At 32.3% G+C, this 13,533-nt stretch carries 14 protein-coding genes and 1 tRNA gene; 14 read left to right on the top strand and 1 reads right to left on the bottom strand.

The window, feature by feature from the left end; all coding sequences use genetic code 11:
• Window positions 1-52: 52 nt before the first annotated feature.
• The 8 genes from ACS3UD_RS10465 (at window position 53) to ACS3UD_RS10430 (ending at window position 5,863) form a co-directional block, all read left to right on the top strand.
• Complete coding sequence (locus ACS3UD_RS10465) at window positions 53-634, top strand: ECF transporter S component (protein ID WP_308139660.1); 582 nt, start codon at window positions 53-55, stop codon at window positions 632-634.
• Between the two features lie 10 nt (window positions 635-644).
• Window positions 645-1,415, top strand: coding sequence for a type III pantothenate kinase (locus ACS3UD_RS10460; RefSeq protein ID WP_308139661.1), 771 nt, complete (start codon window positions 645-647; stop codon window positions 1,413-1,415).
• A 668-nt stretch (window positions 1,416-2,083) separates the two neighbouring features.
• Entirely contained in the window at window positions 2,084-2,413 is a 330-nt protein-coding gene (locus ACS3UD_RS10455; protein ID WP_308139662.1) for a hypothetical protein, read from the top strand.
• Between the two features lie 399 nt (window positions 2,414-2,812).
• The gene (locus ACS3UD_RS10450) at window positions 2,813-3,424 is read left to right on the top strand and encodes a class I SAM-dependent methyltransferase (RefSeq protein ID WP_213926717.1); all 612 of its coding nucleotides are present in this window, start codon (window positions 2,813-2,815) and stop codon (window positions 3,422-3,424) included.
• 126 nt (window positions 3,425-3,550) lie between these two features.
• Window positions 3,551-3,817 carry a hypothetical protein gene (locus tag ACS3UD_RS10445; protein WP_308139663.1) on the top strand — a complete coding sequence of 89 codons (267 nt, stop codon included), beginning with the start codon at window positions 3,551-3,553 and terminating at the stop codon, window positions 3,815-3,817.
• Between the two features lie 365 nt (window positions 3,818-4,182).
• Complete coding sequence (locus ACS3UD_RS10440) at window positions 4,183-4,671, top strand: hypothetical protein (protein WP_440977620.1); 489 nt, start codon at window positions 4,183-4,185, stop codon at window positions 4,669-4,671.
• A 380-nt stretch (window positions 4,672-5,051) separates the two neighbouring features.
• The gene (locus tag ACS3UD_RS10435; protein ID WP_308140094.1) at window positions 5,052-5,138 is read left to right on the top strand and encodes a putative holin-like toxin; all 87 of its coding nucleotides are present in this window, start codon (window positions 5,052-5,054) and stop codon (window positions 5,136-5,138) included.
• A gap of 215 nt (window positions 5,139-5,353) precedes the next feature.
• Window positions 5,354-5,863: a copper amine oxidase N-terminal domain-containing protein gene (locus ACS3UD_RS10430; RefSeq protein WP_308139665.1), complete on the top strand. Its 510-nt coding sequence runs from the start codon at window positions 5,354-5,356 to the stop codon at window positions 5,861-5,863.
• Window positions 5,864-5,904: 41 nt separating this feature from the next.
• On the opposite strand, the gene ACS3UD_RS10425 is transcribed toward ACS3UD_RS10430, so the two are convergent.
• Window positions 5,905-5,978, bottom strand: a tRNA-Ala gene (locus ACS3UD_RS10425).
• A gap of 272 nt (window positions 5,979-6,250) precedes the next feature.
• On the opposite strand from ACS3UD_RS10425, the gene ACS3UD_RS10420 reads away from it, so the two are divergent.
• The 6 genes from ACS3UD_RS10420 (at window position 6,251) to ACS3UD_RS10395 (ending at window position 13,532) form a co-directional block, all read left to right on the top strand.
• Window positions 6,251-6,967 (top strand): sigma factor, encoded by a 717-nt coding sequence (locus ACS3UD_RS10420; RefSeq protein WP_308139666.1) that lies wholly within the window; start codon window positions 6,251-6,253, stop codon window positions 6,965-6,967.
• Window positions 6,964-8,070 carry an anti-sigma-I factor RsgI family protein gene (locus ACS3UD_RS10415; RefSeq protein WP_308139667.1) on the top strand — a complete coding sequence of 369 codons (1,107 nt, stop codon included), beginning with the start codon at window positions 6,964-6,966 and terminating at the stop codon, window positions 8,068-8,070. Before ACS3UD_RS10420 ends, ACS3UD_RS10415 begins: the two co-directional genes overlap by 4 nt.
• A gap of 116 nt (window positions 8,071-8,186) precedes the next feature.
• On the top strand, window positions 8,187-10,118 hold the full coding sequence (abc-f, locus tag ACS3UD_RS10410) for a ribosomal protection-like ABC-F family protein (protein ID WP_308139668.1): 1,932 nt from the start codon (window positions 8,187-8,189) through the stop codon (window positions 10,116-10,118).
• Window positions 10,111-11,307 (top strand): cation diffusion facilitator family transporter, encoded by a 1,197-nt coding sequence (locus ACS3UD_RS10405; RefSeq protein WP_308139669.1) that lies wholly within the window; start codon window positions 10,111-10,113, stop codon window positions 11,305-11,307. The genes abc-f and ACS3UD_RS10405 overlap by 8 nt, the downstream gene beginning before the upstream one ends.
• 249 nt (window positions 11,308-11,556) lie before the next feature.
• Window positions 11,557-13,101: an acyl-CoA carboxylase subunit beta gene (locus ACS3UD_RS10400; RefSeq protein ID WP_308139670.1), complete on the top strand. Its 1,545-nt coding sequence runs from the start codon at window positions 11,557-11,559 to the stop codon at window positions 13,099-13,101.
• Window positions 13,102-13,124: 23 nt separating this feature from the next.
• Entirely contained in the window at window positions 13,125-13,532 is a 408-nt protein-coding gene (locus ACS3UD_RS10395) for an OadG family protein (RefSeq protein ID WP_308139671.1), read from the top strand.
• Window position 13,533: the final 1 nt, after the last annotated feature.

Genomic DNA, 13,533 nt, shown 5'->3' with positions numbered 1-13,533 from the left:
CATAAAAAAAGTCTTGTATCTGCTTGCAGAACGAGAACAGGAGGAAATTTAAATGAATAGGAAATTTGAAACAAGCAAACTCACTTTTTTAGGAGTTATGCTGGCACTTACTATTGTCTTTGTTGCTTTGACGGCAATTCCCACAACTTCTGCATCAATGGCACTTTTGCTTTTTTTGCCGACAATAATAACAAGTGTTATACTCGGGCCTAAATCAGGAGCCGTTATGGGTGCACTTGCAGGTTTTGCAACACTTATTAGAGCTTTGACTGCACCGGCATCACCGCTGGACTATCTTTTTTTAAACCCACTGGTTGCTGTTTTGCCAAGAATATTTATAGGTGTTATCCCATACTATATTTTTAAATTGTTTAATAAAATAATCAAAAATGAAACGGTGTCTTTACTTGCTGCAGGAGTGTCAGGAGCGCTTACGAATACGGGACTCGTTATTTTTATGCTTTATGTTGTTTACAGTGATGAGATAGTTAGGTTAAGTACAGAGTTTGGAATTGGAACCACATTTGCGGCATTTGCCATTTTTTTAGTAACTACAAGTGCTTTGATAGAAAGTACCGCCGCAGGAGTTGGAACAGCAGCGGTAGTTAAGGTATATAATAAAATCAACAGATAAGGAGAAGTTCATGATATTAGCGGTCGATATAGGAAATACAAATATAGTTGTTGGTGTTTACGACGGGGATAAAATCGTCGGAAACTGGAGAATGGTAACCAGAAGTGAAAAAACTTCAGATGAATATGGTATATTTATATTGAATCTATTAGATCACAACAACATCGATAATAAAAAAATAAAGAGTGCTATAGTTTCGTCAGTTGTTCCCAATGTAATGCATTCTTTTGAAAATGCGTTAAGAAAATATTTTGGCATTGATCCTATAATAGTGGGCCCGGGAATTAAAACAGGAATAACAATATCTACTGATAATCCTCGAGAAGTAGGTGCAGACAGAATTGTTGGTCTTGTTGCGGCATATCATATGTACGGCGGGCCATTACTTGTAATTGATTTTGGAACTGCAACAACATACGATGTTGTCAGTGAAAAAGGTGAATTCAAATACGGAATAACATCTCCGGGAATACAAATAACCGCAGATGCTCTGTGGCAAAAAACAGCTCAGCTTCCCAGTGTTGAAATAAAAAAACCTGATTCAATACTCGCCAAAAATACTGTTACAAGTATTCAGGCAGGGTTAGTGTACGGATATATTGGACAAGTTGAGTACATTATCAAAAAAATAAAAGAAGAAATGAATACCCAGTGCATGAAAGTAATTGCTACAGGAGGCCTGGGAAGAATAATATATGATGAAACAGACACGATAGATGTATATGACTCTCAGCTTTTGTTCAAGGGACTTAAAATAATACACGATAAAAATCAAAGATAAAGATTGCAATAATAGCCTGTCATTGTTAAAGGACAGGCTATTATTTTCTTGTTTTTTCTACAGTAATTTTAAAATCCATTGTAAAATTATTCCACAAATGATATTATGTATATAATTGTAAAAACAAATGGGGGGATTTAAAATTGTTTGTATACTATTTATCGTATTTAGTAGTATTATTCATATTTTATAAAGTCGCAATATTTGTATCTAATTATCTCATGAAAAAAAGCCCTAAAACGGCTATATATGCACATTTAACATTGTTTTATATAATAGGTATTCCGTTCTTTATTTTTTTATTTTGGAATAATCTAGAGCCGATTATATTTTATAACTTATTTTATTTATATGGTCTTTGTAGTTTAAAAAACTTTGTTTATTTATATAAATATTTGAATACAAAGATTAAATATTCTACTTTTGTTTCAATTGTTATAATTTATTTACCTATATTTTTTATAACCTTAAGCCAAATAAATAACTTAAGTAAATTTATTATAATTGTTGAAGGCATAATTATAGTATTATTATCTATCATGCATCTATTTATTAGCATTAAATTATCAAAAAAATAAGTTAAGGACTTAATAAGTTCTTGATTCAGAATGTAGACAAAGTCGTAAGATTAGAATAGAATATTTCTAAGGGCAGTGTGTTTTGCTATTATGAAAATATTGAAAGTTATGCGGATAATATTTTTAATAAAACTTAAGGGAGAAAACTATCTTATTAATGCAGGACAAAATGCTATATGTGATAGGCTTTCTTTTTTTATGAGCGAAATAAATGCCTGCATCCTTTTAGAGAAGGTAAATGGCCGTTCACAAAGAGTATTTATGTCATACTTGGCAAAAGTCGCAGGATATGAGCTTAGCTTTGATAAAGTCACACGTGATGAATATTACGAATATCATAAATATATAGAAGCAAAAAAAGATGAAGAATTAAGTAAGTTAAATATCCTAATAAATAAATACACAGATGAAATAGAGTGAGTTTAAAACTTCATAAGAAGATTTTAAACTCTATTTTTGTTCAGAAATAATAAATTTTACAAATGGTTATGAGTTGAATCTTCCAGAAGAAAATGAAAAAGAAATTTCAAGGCTGATTGAAAAAATAACAGGAGAGAAAGATAAACATAAGACAAAAAAAGACTAAATATTATAAAAATTATAATAAAAAATTAATGTTTGTATTAACCCTTAATTACAAGGAGATTTTATTATATGAAATACATTTTTTAATTATAAAAGAACTACAATTTGTATATATATTATATCACAATAATTAACTTTATTACAGTCTTTAAATTTATGTATTATTGCTATATTGTTATATAAAAGTTAGTAGTAAGTAGAAAAAAATATTTTAAATAGCCAAGGAGGATTCTTATGATATTTGTATTTAGACAGACACAGTTGTATAAGTTTTTAAAATATTGCAACGAGGTTAATTTAGAGAAAATTGTATTAGATTGCGGAGCCGGAGGAAACTGTCCACCACTTGCCCTTTTTTTAGAATGTGGATATAAGACATATGGAATTGAAATAAGCAATTCACAAATTGAAAAGGCTAACACTTTTTCTAAAGAACATAATGTTGAACTTAATATTTCTAAAGGAGATATGAGGGAGCTTGCTTTTGAAGATAATTCAATTAGTTATATCTATTCCTATAATACTATTTTTCATATGAAAAAAAGAGATATTGCAAAGGCTATAGAAGAAATAAAAAGAGTCTTAAAACCAGGAGGAATTTGTTTTGTGAATTTTCTTTCCGTAAATGATTGTAATTATGGCCAAGGTGAAAAAGTGGGAGAAGGAGAATTTTTACAGAGCGAAGGTGACGAGAAAATTATTCATACTTATTATGATATTGAAGAGGCCGAAACACACTTTAAAGATATGAGAATATTATTTAAAGAAAACAGGATTTTAGAGAGAATATATGAAGGCGAAAAAATAAAACAGGGATATATAGATTATATAGTTCAAAAAATTTGAGATAGAAATATAAATATTGTATTGAAAGCATTAATAAAAACTTATTGGTTTGTCTATTTTAGACAAACCAATTTTTATATTCAGTTATCCTAGATATTGTCTAAAAAAGTTAAAGGTGGAAAGGTAATGAAATACAAAGAAATTGAAAACTATGTGTACGAAGAAATAATAAACAAAGAAGGAACAAAGGAGTTAAGAGAAATACATACTCAGAATCTTATAAACTGTTCTGCAGGCAATTTATCAGCAAAACAATATGTAAAAACATTAATTAAAAATATCTTAGGAGATATAAAAGTAGGACAGGAAAGATTAGAAGAACTCACTAATCAAATATATTCTAACAAATGGGGACTTGGAATACTTGAAAAATATGATTTGCCGGATGATTGAATCAATTTATATTTGTTATAATTGTGACTTAAAATAATAGAAAGGAAAATATTGTATTTATGTCTATAATGTAATAGAATAATGCAGGGTGATTAAAATCGACTTATCTAATTGGATTAATAGCAGATCTTGTAAAAGGGCATTACAAAAAAGATGTAAGTTACAATATAAAGAAATATATGAATGTAAATACCTTTGTTTTCAATTATGAGTATAATGTTGCTAAATGAAAGAAGGACTTTTCTAACTATACTTTAATCGTTTTGATGGCATATATAGGAGCAAGCCTTCTTCTATTAAATAAAGTTTTAGTGCCGATATTTGAGGGTGATAAATATTTTAGAATCTGGATAATGGTGTTGCTTGTGCTACTTATTTTAATTATGGTAATAATAAGTAAAAAATTGTTTAGGTATTTTCTTGGTGATTTGGGAGATTTAAATAATGTAGATATGACAAAAAAAGAAGCATTAAAAAAGCATAAAGATCTATTAGCAATATTAACATACTACATTATATCATATACATTAATTGCCATTAGCATAGTAACTGCAAAAACAATTTTTTTAATTATACCAATACTAATGTTTTTTTTAATGATTCCGGTTAACGAAATCTATGAAAAGAGGTTTCAAAAAATACAACGTTCAGTAAAAGAATATTATAAAGATTTGATAATTTGCAACATGCTAAAAAAAAATGCAAGACAAATAATTTATTTAATTGTTTTTGCTTGTGGGGTGAGATTAATTTACTTATCGTTTTATGCAAAAGATAACTGGATAAATATTTTTAGTGGTGTTGGAACGGGGCTACTAACTTCTTTAGTAGTGAGTGTAATTATAAATGCCTAAAATAACGCTCGTGAGAAAAGAAAAAAGGACGAAGAAAAACGATTTGTGCTAAACGATATAATTGAGATTAGCATAGATATTTATATAGATGTGATTTACAGAATTAATGAGTTTATAACATTAACTGATGTATATGATAAAACTATCACAATAATGTTAAAACAGACAGTTTGATGCTATCTGTTTTTTTGATTGTAAATATAACTTGCTCACTGAAAGAAAAAGGCTCTAAAACATTGCAAAATCAATAAAAATCTAAACTTAAAACTTGCAAAAATGTTGAAAATATGGTAAAATATATGTGAATAGGTAGTAGCAGGGTATGGCTGACTCATCCTAACGAAAGGAGGTAAGAGTCCTTCGAAAGGTGGTGATGCCTGATGTTATCGGTGTATGAGACATTAACGCTAATGATTGCATTTGCAACATTAGTTGCGATAATCATTAAAGATAGCAGAAAAAAGTAAATACCCTGCTGGCACAGAGTATTTACTAACGACTTTTAACTTATTTTATTAAAGGTCAGCCAACTTAGTTAGCTACCTATTCATATCTTATGTATATTATAACTCATTTATACTTAAAAATCAATAGTAAATGCAAATATGAGTTACATTTAAGGCACAAAGTAACTTATAAAACATTTTAATATAAAAATGCAGATAAATTAGAAGGACAGTGAATGAAAAAAATAATTACAGTATTTATAACAATGTTATTAATATTTTCTTTTTCTGTATGCTATGCTGCTGAAATTCCTTCAGATATAATTACTGTTAAAATTAACAATGAAGATATAGTATTTTCACAAGATCCTATATCTGAAAATGGTAGAATTTTAGTTCCTATGAGAACAATATTTGAGAGTCTGGGGCTAAAGGTTAGTTGGAATGAATATTCTCAGAACATTACTGCATCAAACGGTGATATAGTCATAACTTTAAAAATTGGAGATAATATTGCAAATGTTAGAGATATAAACGGAAATAATACAGTTATACTGGACAATCCTTCAAAATTAATAAACAATTCAACTTTTGTTCCTATCAGATTTATCAGTGATAGCGAGATAGAAGTCAAGAAAATGATTATTGCGCATCTTATTGATCGGATAACAGTATCTACAGATTATATAATAGATGTTGAATTCAATATTAGTGTAGAACAATTTATAAATTACAAAATACAATAAAAAAGGTTCATAACAAAGTTACAAACCTTCATTTATAATGATGGAGATAAGGGGGCTCGAACCCCTGACCTCTTGAATGCCATTCAAGCGCTCATCCCAACTGAGCTATATCCCCAAATACGGGAAACCATAATTTTATGTTACCATAAATAAATTTTTAGTGTAAACCCTTCATTCGTGCTCCCAGCTGAGCTACGCCCCCATATAATTCTAATAGACAATAAATTTATTATAATACACAAAAAATACTTTATCAATACTTTAATATCAAAATATTTATTTTTTTGCTATGGTACAAACACAGGTGAGTTATTTGGAAAAATAACTTTATTGTAATAAAAAATTTAAGGTGATATAATATAACGTACTTTATAAAGGGGTGAACATGTGAGCGAATTAGATGTATTGGCAGTGAATGCTAAAAATGATGAAAATTCAATGAACATACTTATATCCAAATATGAAAATTTCATATTGAAATGTGCATCCTCGTCAGCTCGCAGCTATATTTCAAAAAGTGATGATGAGTGGTCAATCGCTTTGGCAGCATTTACAGAGGCAGTTAGGAGCTATTCCTGTGAAAAAGGAAGCTTTTTGAATTTCTCTGAGTTAGTCATCAGAAGGAGGATTATAGATTACATACGAAGCAAGTCAAGATATGCTCCTGAAATTTTGGTCAAGCCTTCATTATTTGAATCGGAAGTTGAGGATGATACAGACTATACACTTCAATCGGAAATAGCCGAAAAAGTTTCGTCATCATCTGATAATTCTTTAAAGCTGGAAATATATCTTATTAATGAAATATTTTCTGACTATGGTTTTTCATTCATGGATTTGTCTGAATGTTCGCCGAAAGCATATAAAACAAAAAGGTCATGTGCAAAAGCGGTAGCATTTATGTTAAAGAATCCTATTTTAACAAGTGAAATGAAAGTAAAGAAGCAGTTACCGCTAATTTTAATTGAAAGAAACACAAAAGTACCCCGCAAATTGCTGGAACGTCATCGAAAATATATAGTAGCAGCAGTGGAGATAATGACGGGGGATTATCCTCATTTGGCAGGATATATGCGATTTATTCGTGAGGAGTTGGAAAAATGAAGGCAGTAATAGTAGAAATTCGAGATAAATTTGCAGCAGCTCTAGGTGAGGATGGCAGAGTTATAAAAATTAAAAACAAAAATTATTCCATAGGGCAGGAGATAGGATTAAGCAACCGCAGCAAGTACATGAAAATTGCTGCTTCAGCGGCTGCAGCTCTTATATTGTTTGTAACTCCTGCATGGGCATATTTTACTCCTTATTCATATGTAAGTTTGGATATTAATCCCTCATTTGAATTTTCCATAAACAGGTTTGACCTTGTACTTGATGTTAAAGCTCTTAATAACGACGGAGAAAAAGTTGTTGAAAGCATGGAAGTGGGAACTCTTAAAAACAAAGAAATAAAAGAAGCTGTAAAAAGTGTGTTATCAGAGCTTAAGGATCAGGGTTATATTATTGACGGAAAAGAGGGCGGTGTGGTGGTTGCTGCATCAAGTAAAAGCAGCGAAAAAATTAATGAGCTTGCCGCTTCTTTAAAGACAGCGGTAGAAGAAGAAGTTTCCGTCAAAACAGAAGAAAAAGAAATTACTGTAGAAGAAAAACAGAAAGATATAGATAAGGCGGAAAAAGGAGATTTAAGCGAAGGCCCTGATGAAAAAAAAGAAACTGAAGTTAAACAGCAGGAGCTAGAAGAACCTACAGCAAAATCTGAGGAATTAAATGAAAGCAAAGAAAACGAGGCTGAAAAAGAATCCTTATACAGTGAAGACAAAGATAAACTGAAAGGCCCTCGTAATGAAAAGGAAAAGAATGATAAAAAGCAGAAAAACAGTAATAACTATGAAAAATTTGAAGTGGAAATAATTGAAGTTAGTCTTGATGAGGTAGACAATGCCAAGATCATGGGAATTACTCCGGGCAAGTGGAGTTTAATAGAAAAACTTCAGGAGAGTTCAAAGAGTGATTTTGATGAAAAAGAGATAGAAAAATGGCTTGAAAAATCTGTAAGTGATATTATGAAGGAAATAGATAAAAACAATAAAGAGTATAATAAAGAAGAAAGAAAAGAATATAAGGAAAAAAAGAGTAACGTCAAAGAAACTGATAAAGAACTTGATGACGAAAAAAGAGACGGAAAGAATTCTAACAAAAGAAAGTAATTGATGGGGAATTTTGAAAGTGTTGACAAATTTTTTAGGGTATAGTAAGATATGAAAACAGGTATTACCTGTGGGATGGTAATTCCCACAGGTATTTTTTATTTTAAGGGGTAAGTATGATAGAAATTGGTGTTAGTAATTTGGCTAAGGCTTTTGGCGCGGATAAAATATTTGAAAATATAACTTTTGATATAAAGACAAAGGATAAAATAGGATTAATAGGAAGAAATGGTATTGGGAAAACAACACTTATGAGAATTCTGGCGGGGTGTGAAGACTATCAGGCAGGTCAGGTTAACAGACGCAAGGGGCTTACAATTGGTTATCTAGAACAAATTCCAAGTTGTGATGATGGCGATACAGTATTGGATGTATTGAATGAAGCCTTCAGTGAATTGAATGAAATAGCGATTCAAATGAAGAAGTATGAAAAATCCTTTGATAACCTTAATGATAATGATTTGAAGAATGCCGTGGACAAGTACAGCTTGCTTCACGAACAATATGAAGCTTTGGGCGGTTATGACATAAATGAAAAGCTTGGCAGGATACTAACAGGTCTGAAAATATCAGATGATTTGCAAAAAAGGAAGTTCAATCTTCTTAGCGGAGGCGAAAAAACACGAGTTATTTTGGGAAAAATATTGCTTGAAGAGCCTGAGCTTCTGCTGCTTGACGAGCCTTCAAATCATTTGGATATTAAATCTGTTGAATGGCTTGAAGAATATTTAATATCATATGTCGGAACAATAGTTATTGTATCCCATGACAGGTATTTCCTTGACAGAGTTGTTAATAAAATAATTGAAATAGAGCCTGACTGTGCACAAATATATTATGGAGGATATTCCAAATATGCAGCTGAAAAAGAGCTGAGGTTTCTGCAGGCTATGAAAGAATATAACAGTCAGCAGAAAAAAATAAAGAAGATGGAAGAACAGATTCAAAGATATCGCATATGGGGCGAAATGCGTGACAGTGATAAAATGTACAAAAGGGCTAAGGAACTTGAAAAGCGGCTTGAAAAGATAGATAGGATAAATAAGCCCGTGTTTGATAAGAAGGCTGCAAAATTTCAGATAAGTAATACCGAAAGAACAGGCAAAGAAGTAATAAAGGTTACGGAAATTAAAAAGGCATTTGGTAATAATAAATTATTTGATGACGTGAGTTTCACGCTGTACTATAAAGACAGCCTTTGCCTGCTCGGTGAAAATGGATCCGGGAAATCAACTATTTTGAAAATTATTATGAATGAAACAAGTCCGGATTCAGGAGAAGTCAGAATAGGAGCTAAAGTAAAAATAGGATACTTGCCTCAAGAAGTAGTTTTTGACAGAGAAAACATTTCAATAATTGACTATTTTTCTTATCATTATGGTATTTCCCTAAGTGATGCCAGAAGAGAGTTAGCCAAACTATCATTTGTGGACGAAGATGTATACAAAATAATAGACGATTTATCCGGAGGAGAAAAATCTAGGCTAAAGCTGGGAATGCTTATATATGAAGATGTAAACACACTTATGCTGGATGAACCCACAAACCATCTGGATATTGAATCACGAGAGATGCTGGAGGAAAGTCTTATTAAGTTTGAGGGAACACTTCTTTTTGTATCGCATGACAGATACTTTGTAGATAGAATTGCCACATGCATAGGTGAAATTGAAAATAAAAGATTTAGCATATATAGATTTAATTATGAGGGATATAAACAGGAAAAACAAAAAAATGAAGTTTCTTACCAAGAAGCTATGACTAGTAGCCAAGAGGTTAATTGTTCAGGTAAAAAAGCATTTGATAAAGAAAAAGAAGAAAAAAGAGCAAGAGAGAAATTAAAGAGAGACTTGGCTAGACTTGAAGGAAATATTATTGAAGCAGAGAAAAAAGTAGCTGAGCTTGAAAATATACTGAATACTGATTCCAGTGAATGGGATATATCCGAGTATAACAATAAATACAATGAATACACTCAATTGAAAGATAGTATAGAATACATGTATGCAGAATTATATAAATTATCAGAAGAGGTAGAAAATGATTGACTTTATAATTAGAAAGTTTATAAAATCACATGAAAACGTGAAAGATCCCTCTGTAAGAGAGGCGTACGGTATGCTGGGAAGTGTTGTGGGTATATTGCTTAATATAATACTTAGTATAAGTAAAATTGCTATAGGGACAATATTCAAAAGTATATCTATCACAGCTGACGGTGCTAATAATTTGTCCGATGTAGGGTCATCGGTTGTTACATTTATAGGTTTTAAAATATCAGGAAAGCCTGCTGATAAGGATCACCCTTTCGGTCATGCAAGAATTGAGTATATTACTGGGCTTGCTGTGGGAGCGATCATTTTCATTTTGGGTTTAGAGCTTGTAAAATCATCTGTTGATAAAGTAAGGAATCCTGAAATTACAGAGTTTTCGTGGATCATGGTTTTTGTGCTGTTGTTCTCTATTGCTGTTAAGGTTTGGCTGAGTTATTTTAATTTAAAACTTGCTGATAAGATTTCTTCTTCTACAATGAAAGCAACTGCAATGGATTCCAGAAATGATTGCATTTCAACGGCAGCTGTTCTTGCTTCACTGTTTGTATCAAAATATACTGGACTTGAGATAGACGGATATATGGGAATTTTAGTTGCTTTATTTATTATGTATTCCGGTTTTTCCATATTAAAGGATATTTTGAGTCCGCTGCTTGGAGAGATGCCTGATCCCAAGTTTGTTGAAAAAATTGAAAATAAGATTTTATCTTATGAGGGTGTAATTAATATACACGATTTGGTGATACACAATTATGGGCCAAACAGGTATTTTGCCACTGTTCATGCTGAGGTAGATGCAAATGAAGATATTATGAAATCACATGATATGATAGACAATATTGAAAGAGATTTCGCAAGAGACATGGACATAAATTTGGTTATACATCTAGACCCCATAATAACGAACGATGAAGAAATAAACCACCTTAGAAAGATGACAGAGGGAATTATCATAAAAATAGATGAAAGGCTCACCATGCATGATTTCAGAGTCGTAAAGGGAGAAACACATACTAACATAATATTTGATGTGGTAATTCCTGTAGGTTATGATATGAACTCAAGTGATTTGGTCAAAAAAATTGAGAAGTCGATTAAAACGGTAAACCAAAAATACTATGCTGTTGTGACTGTTGATAAAAATTATGTGTCCACATACGTAAATGACCCTAAAATGATGTAACACTACTGCAAGTTATTTTTAATAACTTGCTGGTATTTTTAGAGAAAAAGCTAAATATTTGTATTGCATAACATTGAAATTGCTATTTATGCAACTTCTCGCAAAAAGCTTGCGAAAAGTTGAAAAATAGCGATTTTTTGCAATATTTTCTTTAAGTTTTAATGCTTATGTGCTATAATTATGCAGTAGAAAAAACTTTTTACAATTTTTGCGAACGTTATCAAATAAAAAGCATAAATGGAGGATAATATGCCTGACAAAATTGATGAAATGTTATTAAGGAAAGAAAAGATTTATGCCGGAGGCGGAGAGAAAAAAATTGAAAAACAGCATAACCAAGGAAAGCTTACTGCTAGGGAGCGCCTTTCGTTATTGTTTGACGAAGATAGTTTTGTGGAGACCGGCATGTTTGTAAAGCACAGATGTGCAGACTTTGGAATGGAAAAAATTCAGGCCTCTGCCGAAGGGGTTGTAACAGGCTACGGTACAGTTGACGGAAGATTAGTATTTGCATATGCTCAGGATTTTACGGTGCTCGGAGGATCACTGGGTGAAATGCATGCGAAAAAAATTGCTGAGTTAATGGATATGGCATTAAAAATGGGAGCTCCCATAATAGGATTAAATGATTCAGGAGGAGCCAGAATTCAGGAAGGTGTTGACGCCTTAAGCGGATATGGAAAAATATTTTACAGAAATACAATTTCATCAGGAGTAATACCTCAGATATCAGTAATAATGGGTCCCTGCGCCGGAGGAGCGGTTTATTCTCCTGCAATAACAGATTTTATATTTATGGTTGACAAGACAAGTCAGATGTTTATAACCGGCCCACAGGTAATAAAGACGGTAACGGGAGAAAATATCAGCGCTGAAGAATTAGGAGGAGCTAATACTCATAATTCCGTAAGTGGAGTTGCACATTTTATAAGCGCCGATGATAAAAGCTGCATGGAGGATTTAAAAAGACTTTTGAGTTTTCTGCCTTCAAATAACATGGAAACTCCTCCAGTTTATGAAACAGGGGATACTCCTAACAGAACAGATGAGAGCTTGAACACAATAGTTCCTGAAAATCCTAACAAGTCATATGATATGAAGAACATAATAACTACTTTGGCAGATAACGGAGAATTTTTAGAAGTTCAGCAATATTACGCAAAGAACATTATTACCGGATTTGTAAGAATAAACGGACAATCTGTAGGAATTATCGCAAACCAGCCAAGCGTTCTGGCCGGCTGTCTTGATATAAATGCATCAGATAAAGCCTGCAGATTTATAAGGACATGTGATTCGTTTAATATTCCTATATTGAATCTGGTAGATGTTCCGGGATTTTTGCCAGGAACGTCTCAGGAATTCGGAGGTATAATTAGGCACGGTGCAAAAATGCTTTTTGCATATTCTGAGGCAACAGTTCCTAAGGTTACTCTTATTGTAAGAAAAGCATACGGTGGTGCATACCTAGGAATGTGCAGCAAGGAGCTGGGAGCAGATGTTGTTCTTGCATGGCCTAATGCAGAAATTGCTGTCATGGGTCCGGACGGAGCTGCAAATATTATATTTAAGAAGGATATACAAGAGGCAGAGAACCCATCAGAGGTTCGAAGTGAAAAGATAAGCGAATATAGAGAGAAATTCTCTAATCCGTATATTGCGGCTGCAAGGGGATATATTGATGATGTAATAGAACCTGCAGTAACAAGGGTAAGACTGGCAAGCGCATTTGAGATGCTGTCAGGTAAGAGAGAAAGCAGACCTGCTAAGAAACATGGTAATCTGCCTGTATAATACATAAAAAAGAGGTGTTAACAATGATATTTTCAGAATCCATGCCTATTGGAGAGAAATTATTAAGCGCATTGTCCATAACAATTTTGGGCATGTTGGTTGTGTTTGCTGTGTTGGTAATACTTTCGTATTCATTGGGACTGCTAAGAATAATCTTTGGAGATAAGCCAAAGGCAGTACCAGCACAGAAATCAGAAGAGTTAAAGACAAAAACGGAATATGATACGGCAGAACACGAAGTTCAAAATAAAGATGAGGATGCCGAGCTTGTAGTTTTAATAACCGCCGCCATTGCAGAATTTGAAGGTACACACAACAATAACATAATAGTAAAAACTATCAGAGAACTTCCGCAAAAGAGAAGTATATGGGCATCGGCAGGAAGACAGCAGCTAATGGCCGCAAATAATATTGCTAAAATAAGGAGATAAT

The organism is Sedimentibacter sp. LTW-03 (assembly GCF_052059825.1).
Taxonomy (GTDB): Bacteria; Bacillota; Clostridia; order Tissierellales; family Sedimentibacteraceae; genus Sedimentibacter.
The sequence above is the reverse complement of the archived record's forward strand: the minus strand, read 5'-3'. Positions and strand labels throughout refer to the sequence as shown.

Bases quoted from the DNA above. Each gene is read 5' to 3' on its own strand.
- ACS3UD_RS10465 (WP_308139660.1), top strand. From the start codon at position 53: ATGAATAGGAAATTTGAAACAAGCAAACTCACTTTTTTAGGAGTTATG.
- ACS3UD_RS10460 (WP_308139661.1), top strand. From the start codon at position 645: ATGATATTAGCGGTCGATATAGGAAATACAAATATAGTTGTTGGTGTT.
- ACS3UD_RS10455 (WP_308139662.1), top strand. From the start codon at position 2,084: ATGAAAATATTGAAAGTTATGCGGATAATATTTTTAATAAAACTTAAG.
- ACS3UD_RS10450 (WP_213926717.1), top strand. From the start codon at position 2,813: ATGATATTTGTATTTAGACAGACACAGTTGTATAAGTTTTTAAAATAT.
- ACS3UD_RS10445 (WP_308139663.1), top strand. From the start codon at position 3,551: ATGAAATACAAAGAAATTGAAAACTATGTGTACGAAGAAATAATAAAC.
- ACS3UD_RS10435 (WP_308140094.1), top strand. From the start codon at position 5,052: ATGTTATCGGTGTATGAGACATTAACGCTAATGATTGCATTTGCAACA.
- ACS3UD_RS10430 (WP_308139665.1), top strand. From the start codon at position 5,354: ATGAAAAAAATAATTACAGTATTTATAACAATGTTATTAATATTTTCT.
- ACS3UD_RS10415 (WP_308139667.1), top strand. From the start codon at position 6,964: ATGAAGGCAGTAATAGTAGAAATTCGAGATAAATTTGCAGCAGCTCTA.
- abc-f (WP_308139668.1), top strand. From the start codon at position 8,187: ATGATAGAAATTGGTGTTAGTAATTTGGCTAAGGCTTTTGGCGCGGAT.
- ACS3UD_RS10405 (WP_308139669.1), top strand. From the start codon at position 10,111: ATGATTGACTTTATAATTAGAAAGTTTATAAAATCACATGAAAACGTG.
- ACS3UD_RS10400 (WP_308139670.1), top strand. From the start codon at position 11,557: ATGCCTGACAAAATTGATGAAATGTTATTAAGGAAAGAAAAGATTTAT.
- ACS3UD_RS10395 (WP_308139671.1), top strand. From the start codon at position 13,125: ATGATATTTTCAGAATCCATGCCTATTGGAGAGAAATTATTAAGCGCA.